This window comes from Rhodoflexus caldus (genome assembly GCF_021206925.1).
GTDB lineage: Bacteria > Bacteroidota > Bacteroidia > Cytophagales > Thermoflexibacteraceae > Rhodoflexus > Rhodoflexus caldus.
This window is the reverse complement of the sequence record NZ_JAJPRF010000020.1, coordinates 20,246-39,104: the sequence shown is the minus strand read 5'-3', so window position 1 is coordinate 39,104 and position 18,859 is coordinate 20,246. Positions and strand designations below refer to the sequence as shown.

Sequence of the window (18,859 nt, the reverse complement as noted above, 5' to 3'; positions counted from 1 at the left end):
CATGAGCCCATCGGTTTACGGCTGTTTTGGCGTAAATTTGCTTATGAAATTACCTGTTTTGCAGCGCATTGCCTGCCTGTGGCTGCTGATTGTGATGACTGCGTGCGCAAGTAAACCGCGTGAGGGGCTTTATTACAGCTCGGGAAATATCATGGAAGTGGCACTATTGAAACGCGGGAACATTGCTTTTCAGATTATTTCCAAACGCAACCGCCAGACTCGTTATATCAGCGGCAAAGCAGAGCGCTACAAAGAAAATTTCTACGTCTCTACCGAACTTTCGGGCAGCAGCGATACGAACAAATTGTTTTTTGAGTTAAAACCCGGGCAAATTCACATCACGGAAAACAGCTTGAACCCTTCGCAAAAGACTTTTGAGGGTATCTACGACTTTTTTTCTGCCGACAAGTTGCGTCCCGAAGGGACTTACTTTTGGAATGCATCCTACCTGCAACCGAAACCATGAACGATACGTACTACGTTTTGCAAAGCGCTGCCGAATTTCAGTTTAAAGAAAAAGGCAGCAGATTTCTTGCCTATGCTTTTCCCGTTGAGTCGGAAGATGAAGCCAAACAAAAATTGACCGAACTGCGCAAAAAATATTACGATGCTACGCATCATTGCTACGCTTATACGGTAGGCTATCCGAAGGCAACTACCCGCCAAAGCGATGACGGTGAGCCTTCGGGCACAGCAGGTTTGCCCATTCAGAACCAAATCAGGGCAAAGGGTGTTCAAAATACGTTGGTTGTAGTGGTGCGCTACTACGGTGGCACGAAATTGGGAGCAGCAGGACTTGTGCAGGCATACAAAACCGCAGCCGCGGGCGTATTGAATGAGGCAGTATTGAAAGAGCGTTATTTGACCGCAAAAGTTACCGTTAAAGTGCCTTTTGCACACCTAAACGAAGTAATGACCATTGCTAAAAAGCAAAAACAACAGCCGCTATTTGAGGAAAACACCGCTAATCCTGAAATCCAGCACCTTAGCTTTCGGGTGAAGCTCGGTGAACTACCTGTTTTTGAGGCGGCGCTCCAACCGTTGCACTACATTGATTTTGTCGTAGAAACCGTTTAAGTTGAACCTCTTGGCATAAATTTGTAACATTAAATATTTGAATTAGAATGACTGCGAAAAAAGTTTTCACTGTTTTAGGGTTAGTATGGGTCGGGCTGCTCAATAATGCCTGTAAAGAAAATGTTGTGCAAATGCCTCCGCCTGACTTTGTACAGATTATGGTGGACAACGGCCCTTTTGTAGGCTTCAAAAGCACTACCGACCAAGATTTTTCACGCTACACACAGGTAGTAGTGCGCAAGGCACCCGTAAACAATCAGGTGATTTTTGAAGAAACCTTTTTGGAAGGCGGTCAGCCCCGCACTATCAGTTATACCGTTAAGTTCGGGCGGATTGGCAGCAATGCAGTAGAACTTTCTATTGACCAGCAATCGGTTGCCGGCAATGAGAGCATTATTGGTGTAACCATGCCCGGAGAAACCAATCCGGCATCTACTGTTCATGGACAATTTATCGGTTTTGATGCCAACAAGCAGAAAGTCAACAAGTTGCAATTTGCATTGGCAACTAACCCCGGCACACCCCGCGCGCGCCGCTGGCTGTATGACTTTCCTCAGCCGTGCCCCTCTAACCGTCCACGCTGGAACGGCAGCGACTGTGTGCAGTAATCATGCGGTTGTTAGAAGTCTGTGTGGATAATTTGCAGGGAGTCGTGGCTGCTGCCCGTGGCGGTGCCGACCGATTAGAACTCTGCGCCTCATTGGCCGATGGAGGATTGACCCCTTCATCGGCTTTTATTATGGCTGCAAAAAAGGCAGTCAATATCCCGATATATGTGATGGTTCGCCCCCGCGGTGGTGATTTTACTTATTCCGATGAAGAGTTTGCCATGATGTTGCAGGAAGTGGCAGACGCCAAGGCAGCAGGTGCAGACGGTATCGTAACGGGTGTAATCAACTCGCAAGGCGAACTTTGCCCTGTTAAAAACGCCGCACTGATTGCCGCTGCCCGACCGTTGGGAGTAACCCTTCATCGTGCGTTTGACGTAGCGCCCAATCTGTTTGCTGCGCTTGAAACAGCCGTAGCGCTTGGCTTTGAGCGCATACTAACCTCGGGAGGCAAAGCAAAAGCCATAGAAAGTACGGATACCATTGCCCGATTGGTACAACAGGCAGTTAATCGCATCCGTATCATGCCCGGCAGCGGTGTTAATACAAGCAACATTCAGGCATTGGTTGCTGCGACCAATGCCACCGAATATCACTTTTCCGCCAAAATAACGCAGCAAAGCCCGCTTGCGCATCTGTATCAGGCGCACCCTGCCGCCAATGCGCAAAATATAGTGCATTGGGCAACGGCCGATGAGGCTACGGTTAGCCGGATGAAGCAGTTATTGGCTACAATTTAGCCAGTCTTTCCACCGCCCTTTCCAAGGTTTGGTCTGTTTTGGCAAAACAAAAGCGCAGCAGGTGTTCTTGTTTGGGCTGCCCGTAGAATACGGAAACCGGAACAGTCGCTACGCCGATTTCCTTAGTCAGGCGAACGGCAAAGTCCGTATCCGCTTCGTCTGATATGGCAGAGTAGTCGGCCAATTGAAAATAGGTGCCTTCCGAAGGAGTGAATCGGAAACGGGTTTCCTGCATCAATGCGCAGAACTTATCGCGCTTTTCCTGATAAAACGCAGGCACGTGCAAATATTTTTCCGGCTGTTTCAGGTAGTCGGCAATGGCATATTGCAGCGGAGTTGCCGTGCTGAAAGTGAGGAACTGATGCACTTTTCTGAACTCGCGCATCAGTGGTGCAGGCGCTACGGCATAACCTACTTTCCAACCTGTTACGTGAAAAGTTTTTCCGAAAGAGGAAATAACAAAACTCCGCTCGGCCAAGCGCGGATATTTAAGAGCGCTTTCGTGTGTACCCGAAAAAATGATGTGTTCATAAACCTCATCGCTGATGAGGAAAATGTCAGTATCTGCTAGCAGATTTTCCAACCACTGCATATCTTCTGCACTCATCACTGCGCCTGTGGGGTTGTGCGGCGTATTGATGATGAGGGCGCGTGTACGCGGTGAGATGGCTGCTGCCAGCGCTTCTCTGTTGATGTGAAAATCGGGAGCGGGGAGTGCTACGGGTACAATCGTACCGCCGTTGAGTTCAATGGCAGGTATGTAACTGTCGTAGCAAGGCTCCGGCACGATTACCTCATCTCCCTGCCTGACAATGGCAGCAATAGCGGCATAAAGAGCCTCTGTTGCCCCCGATGTAACCGTTATTTCAGTGTCAGGATTCAGGCGATAGCCATAGAGCGCCTCTGTCTTTTCAGCAATTCGCTCGCGCAGGGGCATGATACCGGGCATGGGTGCGTACTGATTCATGCCCTTTTTCATGTATGTATATACAAGTTCCGAAAGGGCTTCATCGCTGCCAAAATCAGGGAAACCTTGTGAAAGATTGATTGCGCCGTACTCTGTGGCAAGCCCTGACATGACGGTAAAAATGGTTGTGCCTACGTTCGGGAGTTTGCTTTGCAGTATGCTGTTCATGGTTGGATAAAATTTCTGTTAAAAGTACAATAATACATGTTGCAACAATTATGCATATGTGTAATAAATTGACGCGATTTGGTCTTTTGTGCAGGCTTACAATTTATTACCTTCATTTGTCGTTATGATGTAACCCGGACAAGTGCAAAAATAGCATGATGCCCCTGATAAATCGTTTGCAACGCCGCCTTAACTTCTTTTTGGGAACCATTCCCAAACAAGGGCGCAGCCGCTATGAGATTCATCAGGTGCGAATTTTCAACAAACTGCTTTTTTACATATCGCTGCTTGCCTTGGCTTCTGTGCCGGTCGTAGGTTTTCAAAGTAATGTTATAGAACGAATTACAGCAATAGGTCTTTTAGTAGTTGTTTTTTGGGGACTTATTTTACTCAATAAAAAAGGATACGACCATATTGCTCGTCCTGTTTACATTGTTTTTGGTTCTGTCTTTAATGGCTACATATCGTATCGGGAAGGACATCACCTGAATACCTATCTGGTGCTTTTTCTGATTCCCATGATTGGCTTTGCCATTACGCCGCGCAATCGTCCTTTGGGTATTTTATTTAGCATCGTATTCCCACTGGCTGTGCTGTTTTGTTTACTTTTTGTTGATATCCCTTGGATAGAGCCGATTGAGCGTTCAGAGGCAGAATTGAAACGATATGCCAACATCGCTACCATCGTCTATTTCGCACTTTTTATCTATTCGGCTTGGTTACTGATTAATTTGAACAATCGGGTACATCATAACCTGATGGATAAAATAGAAGCCAATCGCAAAATCACTCGCGAACTCATCAGGCAGGGGCAAGAACTGCGCATTGCCCAGCAGTTGGCCAAAGTGGGTTTTTGGGAAGTTACTTCCGACGGGCATACGCGGTGGAGCAAAGAAACCTATGAAATTTTGCACATCCCGTTAGATACCGTTATCAATCGCGAAACGATTGCTGCCAATGTACACCCCGACGATGTGGACTTTGTTATTGAGAATCTTATCAAGGGGGCGCAGGAAGGCGGTAAATATTCTTTTGATTTTCGCCTGCATCCCAAACACGGCGAGCGCTGGATTGCTGTTTCCTGTATTCAGGCAACATATGTACCCGACAAAAATTTCTTCCACAGCAAAGGTATCGTACAAGACATTACCACATCTAAACAAACCGAGCAGCAACTTCTGCAAACCATTGCCTACAAAGACCGCGTAATTGCCACGGTCAGCCATGACCTTCGCAATCCGGTAGCCAACACTTTACAACTGCTTGACATGGTGGCAGCCGAACTGCAGAAATCTAATTACGGGCAGGGTAAGAAGTTGTTGTTGGAATATCAGGAAATGATGCGACTCAGCCAGAAGCGCACAATGGAAATCATAGAGGATTTGTTAGAGCTTTGTACCCGAAAGAATATTGTGCATTTGTCCGGTCAAAAAACCGACCTATTCAGTCTGGCAGAGCAAACAGTTTATCCGCAGATATACCGCGCTACCAAAAAAGGTGTATTGCTGCAACTCAAACCTGCCAAAAACGACATCATCATCAACGCCGTTCCCGATAAAATTGCACGGGCGTTAGAGAATTTGATAGTGAATGCCATCAAGTTTACGCCCATGGGCGGCAAAATCACCGTTTCGGTAGAAAAATCGGAAGGTTTTGCATTAGTTACCGTTGCAGATACAGGCATCGGCATCCCCGACCATCTGAAAGAGCATTTGTTTGAACAATTCGGCGCAGCCCGCCGCTATGGCACGGAAGGTGAAAGTTCAACGGGGCTGGGGCTGTCCATAGTGAAGCAGTGTGTAGAAATGCACAACGGCACGGTTTGGCACGAAGACAACAAGCCCAACGGAGCCATTTTCTACATGTCGTTTCCATTGGCAGCAGAAGACAATCCTTCCCAATCGCGCGACATTGACGGCGATAGTCAAGCAGCAACTACTTTCTAAATTTACCGATGGCTCATTCATATTGCGATTTTGCGGCACAGCCTGATACTGCAATTGTGCACCGCATCTATCACGACACCGCTTACGGTTTCCCGATTCACGACGATAATGAACTATTTGGCAGGTTCATTTTGGAAATCAATCAGGCGGGACTGAGTTGGACGACCATTCTCAACAAGCAGGAAAATTTTCGGGCGGCTTATGCAGGTTTTGCTATTGATGCTATTGCGCATTTTACCGATGCTGACCGCGAACGCCTATTGCAGGATGCGGGTATTATCCGCAATCGCTTGAAGGTGGATGCCGCCATTGCCAACGCCCAAACCGTATTGACACTGCAACAACGTTTCGGTTCTTTTAAAAACTGGTTAGACCATCACCACCCGCTGCCCAAAGCCGAATGGGTGAAGTTGTTTAAAAAGACGTTCCGCTTTACAGGTGGCGAAATCACGGGTGAGTTTCTGATGAGTACGGGCTACCTGCCCGGCGCGCACAGTCCTTCCTGCCCGATTTATGCCGAAGTACTCAAATGCAATCCGCCCTTTGCAGGGTAGAACGAATTTTTAGAACACGGATTTTAGGCGGATAACACAGCTTTGCGCTTATTTTTCTTTAAATCAATTCCGCTATACACAAACCCGACAGGTTTCTAAAAACTGTCGGGTTTTAAATAACTGCTTTTCAGTAGTTTACATAAACATTTTTCGCAAACAACTTACGCTTTTGTATAATATCAAAAAAACGCTCATGACTTTCAGCATCCAACCCACCTTAGCTAACGACCGGGTCATCCTTTGTCCTTTGCAGGAAAAGGACTTTGAAGCTTTGTATGCCGTTGCATCAGACCCCAAAATATGGGAACAGCACCCCAATAAAAACCGCTGGCAAAGGGATGTTTTCCGAACTTTCTTTGACGGCGCGATGCAAAGCAAGGGGGCTTTCAAAATTGTGGACAAAACCACGGGAGAGTCAATTGGCAGTACCCGCTTTTATGACTACGACGCGCAAGAAAACAGCATCCTGATTGGCTATACTTTCTATGCTGTCCAATGCTGGGGCAAGGGCATCAATCATGCCGTAAAGGCAATGATGCTGGACTATATCTTCCAATTTGTGGAAAGCGTTTTTTTCCACATCGGGGCAGAAAATATCCGCTCTCAAATAGCCATCAGCCGCTTGGGCGCAGTCAAAGTCGGTGAGCAGGAAGTAACCTACTTTGGCGAACAGCCCAAATGGAACTTTGTTTATTGCATCACCCGACAGGATTGGCACATTAAAAATTCAAGTTCAAACGAAAAAACCTAACTTTGCCCTTGCGCTTTTTGCAGGCGTGCGGAACAAGGTTTCTATGAAATACAACGAATATAAACAGTCTGTAACCGAGCTTGGCAAGCAAGCCGGTGAGAGCATCCTTGCCTATTGGAAGGCAAATGCCGTTTTTCAAAAATCTGTTGAATCGCGTCCGGCTGACCGCCCGTTTGTTTTCTACGAAGGGCCGCCTTCTGCCAACGGAACGCCCGGTATTCACCATGTGATGGCGCGTACCATCAAAGACATTTTCTGCCGCTACAAAACCCTGAAAGGCTTCCGCGTAGAACGCAAAGGCGGATGGGATACGCACGGGCTACCCGTGGAATTGCAGGTGGAAAAGGAATTGGGCATCACCAAGGAAGACATCGGCAAGAAAATCAGCATTGCGGACTACAACCAAAAGTGCCGCGAGGCAGTGATGAAATACAAAGCCCAATGGGACAATTTGACCGAGCGCATCGGCTTTTGGGTAGACTTGGAAAATCCCTACATCACGTTTGACAACAACTACATTGAGTCTTGCTGGTGGTTGCTCAAACAACTGCACGCCAAAGACCTGCTGTATAAAGGCTATACTATCCAGCCCTTCTCACCTGCGGCGGGAACAGGTTTGAGTTCCCACGAACTCAATCAGCCTGGTACCTACAAGAACGTGAAAGATACGTCGGTTATCGCGCAGTTCAAGGTAAAAGGCACCGACAATGACTACCTGCTGGCATGGACGACTACGCCATGGACGTTGCCTTCCAATACCGCGCTGGCTGTGGGCAAGGACATCACTTACGTAAAAGTGAAGACCCACAACCAGTACACCAAACAGCCCGTTAACGTCATCTTCGCCAAAGAGCGCATGGGCTACGTACTGGGCGGCAACTACATCAACCGCAACGATTTTGTGGAAGGTAAACACAGTGGCAAAATTCCTTATGTGATTACCGAAGAATTTAAGGGTGAAACGCTGGTGGGCATGGAATACGAACAACTGCTGCCCTTTGTACAGCCGCACGAAAACCTGCAAAATGCTTTCAAAGTATATGCGGGCGATTTTGTAACGACCGAAGACGGTTCCGGCATTGTGCATATTTCGCCCACTTTCGGTGCGGACGATGCGCGTTTGGGCAAGCAAAATAACGTACCTGCGCTGCTGGTATCCGACGAACACGGGCACTATCAACCAACGGTGGATAAAAAAGGCAAGTTCGTTCGCGAAATCGGCGCGCATCTGGCCGAGCTGACGCAGCAATACGCTATCAAAACCCACAAGCCGCTTGGTGCGGATGATTTCTATGTGAAAAACTACACCGGTGAGGACGAGTCGCACCCCGACTACAAATCAACCGACGTTATTATTTCCATCATCCTCAAAGAGCAAAATAAGGCTTTCCGAGTAGAAAAATACGAACATACCTACCCGCATTGCTGGCGTACGGATAAGCCCGTATTGTACTACCCGATGGAAAGTTGGTTTATCCGCACAACGGCGTTGAAAGACCGCTTGGTTGCCCTCAACAAAACCATCAACTGGAAGCCCGAAAGCACCGGCACGGGACGATTCGGTAACTGGTTGGAAAATTTAGTGGACTGGAATTTGAGCCGCAGCCGCTATTGGGGAACACCGCTGCCTATCTGGCGCACCGAAGACGGTACAGAGGAAATCTGCATCGGCTCTACCGAAGAGTTAGCCGCCGAAATTGCCAAAGCAAACGAAAAATTGGGCTTGCAACAGCCGACTTCATTGGCCGATTTGCACCGCCCGTATGTAGATGAGGTAACGCTGGTTTCGCCTTCGGGCAAGCCCATGAAGCGCGAACCCGACCTGATTGACGTTTGGTTTGACAGCGGCGCGATGCCTTATGCACAGTGGCATTATCCTTTTGAAAATGCCGATTTGATTGACCAAAATAAGACCTATCCTGCGGACTTTATTTCCGAAGGTGTTGACCAAACACGCGGTTGGTTCTTCACCCTGCACACCATTGCAGGCTTGGTTTTTGACAGCGTAGCCTTTAAAAACGTCGTTTCTACGGGGCTTGTGCTGGATGCCAACGGCAACAAAATGAGCAAGCGTTTGGGCAACGTTATCAATCCGTTTGAGACGGTAGAAAAATACGGTCCCGATGCCGTACGCTGGTACATGATTGCCAACGCCGCGCCTTGGGAAAACCTCAAATTCAGTTTGGACGGGCTGGCAGAGATGCAGCGCAAATTCTTCGGGACGCTGCAAAATACCTACAACTTCTTTGCGCTGTATGCCAACTTGGACGGATTCCGCTATCAGGAAGCCGATGTACCGCCGGCAGAACGCACCGAAAGCGACCGCTGGATTCTCTCGCGCCTGAACGCCATCATCAAAGAAACCGATGAGGCATATGCCGACTACGACCCGACCCGTGCCGCACGCGCCATTCTCAACTTCGTGAATGATGATTTGAGCAATTGGTACGTGCGCCTGAACCGCAAGCGTTTCTGGAAAGGCGAGTACAATACCGATAAATTGGCAGCCTATCAGACGCTGTACACTTGTTTAGTAACAGTTGCCAAGCTGGCTTCGCCGATTGCGCCGTTCTATACCGACCTGCTGTTCCGCGACTTGAATAACATTACGGGCAAAGAAAACGCCGAGTCGGTGCATTTGGCATATTACCCGACTTTCAACGAAGCAGAAAGCAACATCGCACTGGAAGAAAAAATGCACTTGGCACAAACCATTTGCTCATTGGTGCATTCTATTCGCAAGGACAAGAAACTGCGCGTGCGCCTGCCGCTGCAAAAAATGATGATTCCCGCGCTGAGTGAAACCTTCCAAAACTACGTGCGCGAAGTCAGCGACCTGATTATGAGCGAAACCAATGTGAAAAATATTGAGTTCATTGGCGATACAGAAGGTCTGGTAACTAAGAAAATCAAACCGAATTTCCCCGTGCTGGCACAAAAGGGGCTTGGCAAACAGATGAAAGCCATTCAGGCGCATCTGGGGCAAATGCAAACTGCCGATATTATCGCTTTCCAAAAAGCAGGGCAAATGAGCGTAGCAGCCGACGGCGGCAACCTGACGCTGACAGTGGAAGATGTGCTGATTGAAGCCTTTGACATCCCGGGCTGGGCATCGGCTACCGACGAGGGCATCACTGTTGCGCTGGACATTACCGTAACGCCCGAACTGCGCAAAGAAGGCATCGCTCGCGACTTGGTAAACCGCATCCAGAACTTGCGCAAAGACCTGAACTTTGAGGTACAGGACAAAATCAGCATTGCCATTGCGGCAAACGAAGCATTGGTAGCCGATGCTGCCAAAGACTTTGCCGACTACATTCAGACGGAAACACAGGCGGTTGCATTAGAAATCGGCAACGACCTGAACGGTATGGAAGCCTACGAAATTGACGAGTTCATGGTGCCTATCCGCATAGCCAAAGCATGACACAGGAAAAAGAAATGTCGTTTATAGACCACTTGGAGGAGCTGCGCTGGCACTTAATCCGCGCAGTTGCTTCGGTGGCGGTTTTTTCGGTAATTGCCTTTTTGTCCAAAGATTTTGTTTATGGAACGCTCATTTTGGGGCCTTCCAAAGTAGATTTTTGGACGTATCGGATGCTTTGTGCCTTATCAGAGGTTACTTGTATTGATAAAATCAACTTCAAGTTGCAAAGCCGCCTGATGACGGGGCAGTTCACGATGCACATGCTGTCTTCGTTGGTCATTGGTGTTATCTGTGCATTTCCGTATGCTTTTTGGGAAATTTGGCGGTTCATTAAACCCGGGCTGTACCCCAATGAACAAAAAGCAGCCCGCGGAGCTACATTCTTTGTGTCGCTGTTGTTCATTTTGGGTATTCTATTTGGCTATTACGTTATTTCGCCGCTGTCCATTCAGTTTTTGGCAAACTATCAGTTAGACCCGTCTATTTCCAACGAGTTTGATATTGTTTCCTATATTTCCACGCTGACAACGCTGGTGCTGGCAACAGGGCTAATGTTTCAGTTGCCGATGGTGGCATTTTTCCTTGCCAAAGTGGGGTTGCTTTCGCCTGCCTTCATGCGCGAATACCGCCGCCACGCCATTGTGATTGTGCTTATTATTTCTGCCATTATTACCCCGCCCGATGTTATCAGCCAGATTTTAATTGCCTTGCCGCTGATGTTACTTTATGAAATCAGTATTTGGGTGGTGGCTATTACCGAAAAGCGAAACCAAGAGGCGGAGTTGTTGGAAGAAAAAACCTCTTCGCTGCCTGCCAATAACTTGCCGCAAACTCCCTTAGACCAACTGCCCGATTAATACCGAATGTAAGTGAAAGCAGGCTAAAGAGGTGTTGTTGCTATGGCGTAAAATAAAAATCCCTGTCTTGGTTCATTGCCACAGACAGGGATTTTTACATGGGAGAACCGCGAGATTATTTTGCCTTGCGACTCATGGCAGCTTTGGCTGCTTCCACAATATTTTGAGCTTTCAAACCATATTTGGCCATCAGTTGGTCAGGTGTACCGCTTTCGCCAAATCGGTCGCGAACGGCTACCATTTCCACAGGGGCGGGCAAGTTGCGCACCAGTACCTGAGCAACGGCATCACCCAGCCCGCCGTGAATCTGGTGTTCTTCGGCTGTTACGGCACAGCGAGTTTTCAGTACGGAACTGAGGATAGCCGCTTCGTCTAATGGCTTGATGGTGTGAATATTGATAATTTCGGCATCAATTCCTTGTTCAGCCAATATTTCCCCTGCTACGATGCTCTCCCAAACCAAGTGTCCGGTGCAGAAAATGGAAACATCCGCACCTTCATTGAGCACAATGGCTTTACCAATTACAAAAGGCTGGTCGGCAGGCATAAAAACAGGCACTGCGGGTCTGCCAAAGCGCAGATACACGGGGCCTTCGTGCGCTGCAATGGCAATGGTAGCGGCTTTGGTCTGGTTATAATCACATGGATTGATAACCGTCATATGCGGCAACATGCGCATCATGCCGATATCTTCCAGAATTTGATGTGTGGCACCATCTTCGCCAAGTGTTATGCCGGCATGTGAGGCGCATATTTTCACATTTTTGCCCGAGTAAGCAATGGATTGGCGAATTTGGTCGTACACTCTTCCGGTAGAGAAGTTGGCAAAAGTGCCTGTGTAAGGGATTTTACCGCCGATGGTCATGCCTGCGGCAAGTCCCATCATATTGGCTTCGGCAATTCCGACTTGGAAAAAACGTTCGGGGAAGGCTTTTTCAAAATCGTTCATTTTCAGTGAACCTGTCAGGTCGGCGCATAGCGCCACAACGTTTGGATTTTGTTTGCCTACTTCCAGCAAACCGGCACCGAAACCCGAACGGGTATCTTTTTTTTCGGTAAATGTGTACTTTTTCATGAATGTGGTTATTCCTGAACGATGTAGATGTCCTCGTTAGGCTTTTTCATTAAATACTTTTCTCTGGCCAGTTTTTCCAACATCTTAGGATTGCGATTTAGTTCGGCAATTTCCTTTTCCAGTTGTTCAACACTGTTTTTGTAAAAATCGCGCTCTTTGCGAAGTTCGCGAATGCGCCGGTGTTGTTCGTACTGGCTGTACAGATTGTTGCCGTCAAAAAATGCCATCCAAAGGATAAACAGCCCGGCAAAAATAACGTAGAAATTGTTCAGCTTGCCTGCCAGTTGCTTGATTTTGTTTTTCATGGCATAACGATTTTGGGGTGAGCCATTCAGTAAAACTTCAATTGGCAGATTTTAACCAATTGGTTTTCAAAGGTATAATTTTTATTGGAATCGGCAAAAGCAGGGCGATTATTTCAACGGGCGAACTTTTACGCTCACCGATTGAATATCGGTCAGTGTATCGGGGCGCATGTATTGAAAAATAGACAACTTGTATTTCCCGCTTGCCGCAAAGCGATAAGAAGGAATAAGCACAACCTCTCGCTCGTACAGGTTGCCTATACCGCTGCCCAAGGGTTGTCCTGTTTCGGGTTCAAACAGGTTGGTTTGGTTCATTTTGCCTTGGAGGCTGTTGCCTGCCTCATCTTTCAGTTCGTACTGCACATATAAATTGTAGTAGGGGTATGTGTTGGCATAGCGTACGGCATAGCTGATTTCGTAGGCAGGCAAGGGGTCGCTGATTTCAAAGTCAAAACTGACGGGGTTCTTGCGAATCCACTTGTTTTGAGGCAAATCTTGCTTTCCTTCAAAAGCTGCATCGCTGCACGATGCCAATGCAAGCAGAAAAATGATTGCAAAGGCGAGTAAAGAGTACTTCATGATTTGATTACAGTTCCCAGCGGATAGGGTTGAGGTGGGTAATGTTGCGCATAAATACTGACAGCCCTTCCACCTGATTGGCCTGATTGAAAATTGGTTGGAAAGATATTTCGTAATAGTTGTCAGAGTGGTCTTTTCCTTTGTAGTTTTCAATCACCGTGAATGTTTCACCGGACAGGGCGCGTTCGTATTGTCGGCGGCGCATTTCCCGATTAGTTTCCGGTACAATATCATAGAGCATATTCATACCTATTTGGGGTTCAATACCCGAAGTGGCTTTGAGGTATTTCTTGAATGCATCGTTGGCAAGCAACAGGTTGAAACCTTTGTCTAAGGAGAATATGTAGGTGTCGGTATTGTTAATCAGGCTGCTGAGTCCTGCTTCCTTCTTGCGGATTTCGGCCTGTACGCGCTGCATTTCTTCCTGTGTAGCAACCAACTCTTCCATATTTTGGCGCATTTCTTCTTCCTGAGCGCGCATTTGCTCGGCAAAGGTCTGCGTTTCCGCCAAAAGGCGTTGGGTTTGCTCATTGGTTTGAGCAAAGGCAAGCGTTCCGGCAATGTTGGCAGCTATTTTTTCAATAAAATCTATTTGATGCGGCTCGAATGGTTCAAAAGAAGCGATTTCAATAGCACCGTACACAATTTCGTTAATCATCAGCGGTACTATCATCAGGCACGCGGGCGTGGCTTCACCCAAACCTGAGGTAATGCTGACATAATTTTGTGGAATGTCTGTAAAATACAGGGATTGCTTTTCTAAGACGGCCTGCCCCAATAGTCCGCTGCCAAGTTGTACTTGTTTACTGAGGTATTTGCGCTTTTCATAGGCATAGGCTGCCGTCAGGTCTAAATAGGCTTTTTCTTTGTCTTGGTTTTTGAGCACAAAGAAAAAGCCTTGGTTAGCCCCTACATATTTTACCAACTCTGAAATGGTGTGGTAAGAAAAAAGCTCCAAGTTATTGGCATATTGTCGGAAAATATCGCCAAACTTAACCTGACCTTCGTTAGCCCATGTGCGGATGGCATCTTCCTTGTCGGCACGCATCAGGTTGTCGCGCATGGCAATCAGGGCAATGCCTAAGGTGTCATTGTTGCTGCGGGCACTGAAAGGGTGGTTGTAGTTGCCTTTGCCGACCTCAGAGGCAAAATCTGCCATGGCTTGTTGGATTTCACCGAGTTGATTGATGCCGTCATTGAGTTCAAGCATTTCAGGGGCGCTGTTTTTGGGCAACGTAATGGTTTCGCTTTGTCGGCCATCGGCAACTGCGCTGATTTTGGCACTAATTTTTTCAATGGGTGTAATAATGTAGTCGCGAAAATAAATATAGCCTACAATGGCATTCACTAACAACACGGCAAGGCAGACATACAACCAGCCAAATGCTGTCCGTTCTTCTTCATTGACGTGCAGGGTGGCAATAGCAATATCTACTTCCAGATTTCGGCTGAGCTTCATCAGATTTTGCGATAAAAAATCAGCCACCGCATTTACCTGATTTCGGTACTCTATGGGGTTTAAATTATTACTGTTGGCCGCAAGGATATTACTTTCCAAGCGGTCGAGTACTTTCTTCATTTCCTGCCATCCGACGGCCAATTGTTGCATATTGACCAAGTTTTCGCCTTTGGCGGGCTGGAGAGGCATATTATCGGCAACGTTGCTGGAACTATATACGCCGCCTTGTACGAGTATTCGTATGATGTTCTCCATTTTGGATTTGGCAACGCTGAGTTGATTGCGCAGGTTGTCATCTTCCGGATAACGCATGACGGCTTGTGCCAAATAGCCGCACTCAAAAAGTATAGACGATGCTTGCTGCAACATGCGTCTGCGATAGAGGTTTTCACTCTCTACGCGGTTTATCCACGATTGCCGTAAAAAAAAGCCGCCTACTGTAACCAGCAAAATGCTAATTATTACATACAGAGTGAGAGAACGGCGGAGGCTTAACGCTTGCATCAGCTTTGCAGTTAAATAATTTTGGAGACTTGCTCAAAAATAACAATTATTAAACGAAGCCAAACCAAAAAAGTATGTGCAATGTTCTTTTTACGTTAAATTTAAGGTAATAAATACATGGCGCACATGCTTTATCACAAAGTTTATAAACATCCGACCGCAACCGATTGGGTAGTATTGGTTCATGGTGCGGGCGGTAGTTCTTCCATATGGTTTCGCCAACTGCGCGATTACATGGCTAATTTCAACGTGCTTTTGCTCGATTTGCGGGGGCATGGCAAGTCAAAAGATGTTTTTGCGCAACGCAACTATTCTTTTAACGATGTCAGTCGCGATGTATTGGAAGTGATGCAGCACGTGGGCATAGAAAAGGCACATTTTGTAGGCATATCGCTTGGCACATTGATTATACGCACCATTGCCGAGATAGACCGTTCAAAAATTCAAACCATGATTTTGGGTGGAGCCATCACGCGCCTGAACATTCGTTCGCGCTTTCTGGTGTGGTTAGCCGATACGGTAAAGCCCTTTGTGCCTTTCATCTGGATTTATACCATTTGTGCGTATATTCTGATGCCGCGCGCCCGCAATCGTGAGTCTAGAAGTCTTTTTATAGAAGATGCCAAAAAATTACGCCAATCGGAGTTTTTGCGGTGGTTTACCCTTACGGCAAGTATCAATCCGCTATTGCGCTATTTCCGCGAAAAAGAATTACCCATTCCTACGCTTTATCTGATGGGTGATGAGGATTATATGTTTCTTCCGCAGGTAAAAAACATTGTGCGACAACACAAAAATGCAGAACTGAAAGTGCTGAAAAATTGCGGGCATGTGTGCAATGTGGAACAACCTGAGTTGTTTAATCGTTATTCCATAGAGTTTATGCGGCAATACTCTGTTGCAAGCAGTTCGGCAATTTAAAATTGCATGACACATGCCCTGCGGATTGCCGCAGATGAAACGGTTTTTGAAAATCCGAAATGCCGGTTTATCACGTTTATTGACTATCCTTTGAATTGTACCATTCTTTTCTTTACCTGATTTTATGCTTGGCTACCGCTTTACCCGATTCAATCCGGAGGAAAACAAAAAAAAGGCAACTTTTGAAAACTTGCTGAATATTTTCATGCAGCTGCTCAACATGACTTCGGGAGATGTGGGCGAAGCCATGCGCTGGATGACCAATTTAGACCGCCGCTACGGACTTACCAACAGCGAATACGGCATCGGAGACTTTTTTGAAGACCTGAAGCAGAAAGGCTACATTGAAGAAAACCCGATAGACGGCAGCATACAAATCACTGCCAAAAGCGAACAAACCATCCGTCGCCAATCATTGGAGGAAATTTTCGGCAAACTGAAAAAATCGGCGGGGGGCAATCATAAAACCGTTTTCAGCGGAGCAGGCGATGAACTCAGTGCCGATATCCGTCAGTATCGTTTCGGAGATGAGTTAGACCAAATTTCCATGACTGAAACCATCCGAAATGCGCAAATCAATCACGGGCTGGGCGATTTTATGCTGACCGAGCAAGACTTGGAAGTGGTAGAAAAAGAGTATAAAACCCAAACCTCCACCGTGCTTATGATTGATATCAGCCACTCCATGATTCTTTACGGAGAAGACCGCATTACGCCCGCCAAAAAAGTGGCCATGGCACTTGCCGAACTGATTACAACCAAATACAAAAAAGATACGCTGGATATTATCGTTTTCGGGAACGATGCTTGGCAAATAGAGATTAAAGATTTGCCTTATTTACAGGTAGGCCCTTATCATACCAATACTGTTGCCGGTCTGGAACTGGCCATGGATTTGCTCCGCCGCCGCAAGAATAAGAACAAGCAGATTTTTATGATTACCGACGGCAAGCCGACCTGTTTGAAAGAAGGCGTTCGCTACTACAAAAACAGTTTCGGTTTGGACAGCAAGATTATGGGCAAAACGCTCAATCTGGCTGCTCAGTGCCGCCGCCTCAATATCCCGATAACAACCTTTATGATTGCTTCGGATACCTACTTGCAGGAGTTTGTGCGCGAGTTTACCAGAGTGAATGGCGGCAATGCCTATTTCAGCAGTTTAGAAGGCTTGGGGCATCTGATTTTTGAGGATTACAGGCGCAACAAGCATCGCAGCAAGAAGATGTAGGAGCTACCTGCCCTGTGGCAGTTTCAAACCCGACCGGTTGCTGAAACCCGTCGGGTTTATGTATATTTGTAGTTGAATTTTTTAACATGACAACAGATTTTGTTTTTGGGATTCGTCCCGTACAGGAGGTGCTGCAATCGGGCAAGGAAATAGATAAGCTGCTGATTCAGAAAGGCATCCAAAATGACGCAATCGCCGAACTTGTGGAACAGTGTCGTCAAGTCAATATTCCCGTAGTACAGGTGCCGGAGGAAAAATTGCGCCGCATTACGCGCAAAAATCACCAAGGGGTTATCTGCTTTTTATCTGCCGTAACTTTTGCTTCGTTAGACAACATCATCAGTGAAACCTATGCGGCCGGCCAACTGCCGTTGGTTATTGCCTTAGACCGTGTTACTGATGTGCGCAACGTGGGGGCTATTGCCCGTTCGGCAGATTGTGCCGGTGCGCAGGCACTCATCTTGCCGGAACGCGGCGGTGCAAGGTTAGGCGGCGACGCCTTCAAGGCCTCGGCGGGAGCATTAAGCTATTTGCCCGTTTGCCGCGAGCGGAGTCTGCGCGGCGCGCTGCACTTTCTGCAAAGCAATGGCTTGCAAGTGGTGGCCTGTACCGAAAAAGGCGATACCGATATTTATGGAGTGGATTTTACCGCACCTACCGTTATTCTGATGGGTTCGGAAGAAGACGGCATCAGCCCCGAGCTTTTATCGCTTGCCAATGTGAAAGCCTCCATACCGATGGTAGGGCATATTTCATCGCTCAATGTGTCCGTAGCAGCAGGCATTTGTTTGTTTGAAGCCTTGCGTCAGCGGCAAGGAAAACATTCTTAGGCTGCCTGCGTTCTTATGGTAAAAGTTTTCAATTCCTTTTTTTACATCACGCAATGTTCCAACTCACTCCTATCGTCCGCAACCTGTTGCTGCTGAATGTGGCAGTTTTTGCCCTTGGCGCACTTCTGGATGTCAACATGACGGAAATGTTCGGGTTGCGGTTCCCCGGTTCCGGTGAATTTGCTTTTTATCAGATATTTACCCACATGTTTGTCCATGCGAATTTTGGGCATATTTTCAGCAACATGCTGGCGCTGATTGTATTTGGCCCTGCGCTGGAAATGTTCTGGGGCGGCAGACGATTCCTCATGTTTTACCTTATCTGCGGGCTGGGAGCAAGTGCCTGCTATCTGGGCGTGGAAGCTGCCGAGCTTTATCAACTGCGCACGGCAGTAGAGGCATACATCCAAAATCCCGGCTTTACGGCTTTTGACGGTTTGATAGCCGAGTATGGCAATGTGTACAATACGGCACTGATGAACTTTGTAGAAACATTCGGCAATCATCCGCAAAGTGCGGAACTGATAGCCGCTAGCAGGCAGGTTGCGCTCGATTTGTATGAAGCAAAAGCAAATGTGCCCATGGTTGGTGCTTCGGGTGCGGTTTTCGGCATTTTGATGGCTTTTGGTATGATGTTCCCTAACATAGAACTGATGCTGTTGTTCCCGCCCATTCCTATTAAGGCCAAATATCTGGTGCTTTTCTATGGCGTATATGAAATTTATTCTGTCATACAGTCAGCCCCGACCGATAACGTTGCCCACTTTGCTCATTTGGGCGGGATGCTGTTTGCATTTATCCTGATTCGTCGTTGGAGGCAGCGAGGTGAAATTTAGCCGATTCATTATCTTTAAAGCATTAAC

At 47.2% G+C, this 18,859-nt stretch carries 18 protein-coding genes; 13 read left to right on the top strand and 5 right to left on the bottom strand.

All coding sequences use genetic code 11. From position 1 onward, the window contains the following. The first annotated feature begins 43 nt into the window (after positions 1–43). Genes NDK19_RS15570 through NDK19_RS15555 form a run of 4 tightly spaced genes read left to right on the top strand, consistent with a single transcriptional unit; the run spans position 44 to position 2,425 of the window. The gene (locus NDK19_RS15570) at positions 44–466 is read left to right on the top strand and encodes a hypothetical protein (protein ID WP_250632829.1); all 423 of its coding nucleotides are present in this window, start codon (positions 44–46) and stop codon (positions 464–466) included. Continuing rightward, complete coding sequence (locus NDK19_RS15565; protein ID WP_250632828.1) at positions 463–1,077, top strand: IMPACT family protein; 615 nt, start codon at positions 463–465, stop codon at positions 1,075–1,077. The genes NDK19_RS15570 and NDK19_RS15565 overlap by 4 nt, the downstream gene beginning before the upstream one ends. A gap of 47 nt (positions 1,078–1,124) precedes the next feature. After that, the gene (locus tag NDK19_RS15560) at positions 1,125–1,685 is read left to right on the top strand and encodes a hypothetical protein (protein WP_250632827.1); all 561 of its coding nucleotides are present in this window, start codon (positions 1,125–1,127) and stop codon (positions 1,683–1,685) included. Between the two features lie 2 nt (positions 1,686–1,687). Beyond that, on the top strand, positions 1,688–2,425 hold the full coding sequence (locus NDK19_RS15555) for a copper homeostasis protein CutC (protein ID WP_250632826.1): 738 nt from the start codon (positions 1,688–1,690) through the stop codon (positions 2,423–2,425). Here NDK19_RS15555 and NDK19_RS15550 read toward each other — a convergent pair. Beyond that, positions 2,415–3,560 (bottom strand): methionine aminotransferase, encoded by a 1,146-nt coding sequence (locus NDK19_RS15550; RefSeq protein ID WP_250632825.1) that lies wholly within the window; start codon positions 3,558–3,560, stop codon positions 2,415–2,417. The genes NDK19_RS15555 and NDK19_RS15550 overlap by 11 nt on opposite strands. A 155-nt stretch (positions 3,561–3,715) precedes the next feature. Between NDK19_RS15550 and NDK19_RS15545 the strand changes: the two genes are divergently transcribed. The 5 genes from NDK19_RS15545 (at position 3,716) to tatC (ending at position 11,095) form a co-directional block, all read left to right on the top strand. After that, positions 3,716–5,506 (top strand): sensor histidine kinase, encoded by a 1,791-nt coding sequence (locus NDK19_RS15545; protein WP_250632824.1) that lies wholly within the window; start codon positions 3,716–3,718, stop codon positions 5,504–5,506. Positions 5,507–5,514: 8 nt separating this feature from the next. Continuing rightward, entirely contained in the window at positions 5,515–6,060 is a 546-nt protein-coding gene (locus NDK19_RS15540; protein ID WP_250632823.1) for a DNA-3-methyladenine glycosylase I, read from the top strand. Between the two features lie 169 nt (positions 6,061–6,229). Next, positions 6,230–6,811 carry a GNAT family N-acetyltransferase gene (locus tag NDK19_RS15535; RefSeq protein ID WP_250632822.1) on the top strand — a complete coding sequence of 194 codons (582 nt, stop codon included), beginning with the start codon at positions 6,230–6,232 and terminating at the stop codon, positions 6,809–6,811. A gap of 43 nt (positions 6,812–6,854) precedes the next feature. Next, positions 6,855–10,238: an isoleucine--tRNA ligase gene (ileS, locus tag NDK19_RS15530; RefSeq protein ID WP_250632821.1), complete on the top strand. Its 3,384-nt coding sequence runs from the start codon at positions 6,855–6,857 to the stop codon at positions 10,236–10,238. Continuing rightward, the gene (tatC, locus tag NDK19_RS15525; protein ID WP_250632820.1) at positions 10,235–11,095 is read left to right on the top strand and encodes a twin-arginine translocase subunit TatC; all 861 of its coding nucleotides are present in this window, start codon (positions 10,235–10,237) and stop codon (positions 11,093–11,095) included. Before ileS ends, tatC begins: the two co-directional genes overlap by 4 nt. 115 nt (positions 11,096–11,210) lie before the next feature. On the opposite strand, the gene NDK19_RS15520 is transcribed toward tatC, so the two are convergent. The 4 genes from NDK19_RS15520 to NDK19_RS15505 form a co-directional block, all read right to left on the bottom strand. After that, positions 11,211–12,170 (bottom strand): transketolase family protein, encoded by a 960-nt coding sequence (locus tag NDK19_RS15520; protein WP_250632819.1) that lies wholly within the window; start codon positions 12,168–12,170, stop codon positions 11,211–11,213. A gap of 8 nt (positions 12,171–12,178) precedes the next feature. Then, the gene (locus tag NDK19_RS15515; RefSeq protein WP_250632818.1) at positions 12,179–12,475 is read right to left on the bottom strand and encodes an FtsB family cell division protein; all 297 of its coding nucleotides are present in this window, start codon (positions 12,473–12,475) and stop codon (positions 12,179–12,181) included. Between the two features lie 108 nt (positions 12,476–12,583). Further along, positions 12,584–13,054 carry a gliding motility lipoprotein GldH gene (locus NDK19_RS15510; RefSeq protein WP_250632817.1) on the bottom strand — a complete coding sequence of 157 codons (471 nt, stop codon included), beginning with the start codon at positions 13,052–13,054 and terminating at the stop codon, positions 12,584–12,586. 7 nt (positions 13,055–13,061) lie between these two features. Beyond that, entirely contained in the window at positions 13,062–15,017 is a 1,956-nt protein-coding gene (locus NDK19_RS15505) for a GAF domain-containing protein (protein WP_250632816.1), read from the bottom strand. Positions 15,018–15,134: 117 nt separating this feature from the next. On the opposite strand from NDK19_RS15505, the gene NDK19_RS15500 reads away from it, so the two are divergent. The 4 genes from NDK19_RS15500 to NDK19_RS15485 all read left to right on the top strand — a co-directional run bounded on the left by NDK19_RS15500 (position 15,135) and on the right by NDK19_RS15485 (position 18,832). Then, positions 15,135–15,938 carry an alpha/beta fold hydrolase gene (locus tag NDK19_RS15500; protein WP_317207179.1) on the top strand — a complete coding sequence of 268 codons (804 nt, stop codon included), beginning with the start codon at positions 15,135–15,137 and terminating at the stop codon, positions 15,936–15,938. A 124-nt stretch (positions 15,939–16,062) separates the two neighbouring features. Beyond that, positions 16,063–17,166, top strand: coding sequence for a vWA domain-containing protein (locus NDK19_RS15495; RefSeq protein WP_250632815.1), 1,104 nt, complete (start codon positions 16,063–16,065; stop codon positions 17,164–17,166). 86 nt (positions 17,167–17,252) lie between these two features. Further along, complete coding sequence (gene rlmB, locus NDK19_RS15490) at positions 17,253–17,996, top strand: 23S rRNA (guanosine(2251)-2'-O)-methyltransferase RlmB (protein WP_250632814.1); 744 nt, start codon at positions 17,253–17,255, stop codon at positions 17,994–17,996. Positions 17,997–18,049: 53 nt separating this feature from the next. Further along, positions 18,050–18,832: a rhomboid family intramembrane serine protease gene (locus NDK19_RS15485; protein ID WP_250632813.1), complete on the top strand. Its 783-nt coding sequence runs from the start codon at positions 18,050–18,052 to the stop codon at positions 18,830–18,832. Positions 18,833–18,859: the final 27 nt, after the last annotated feature.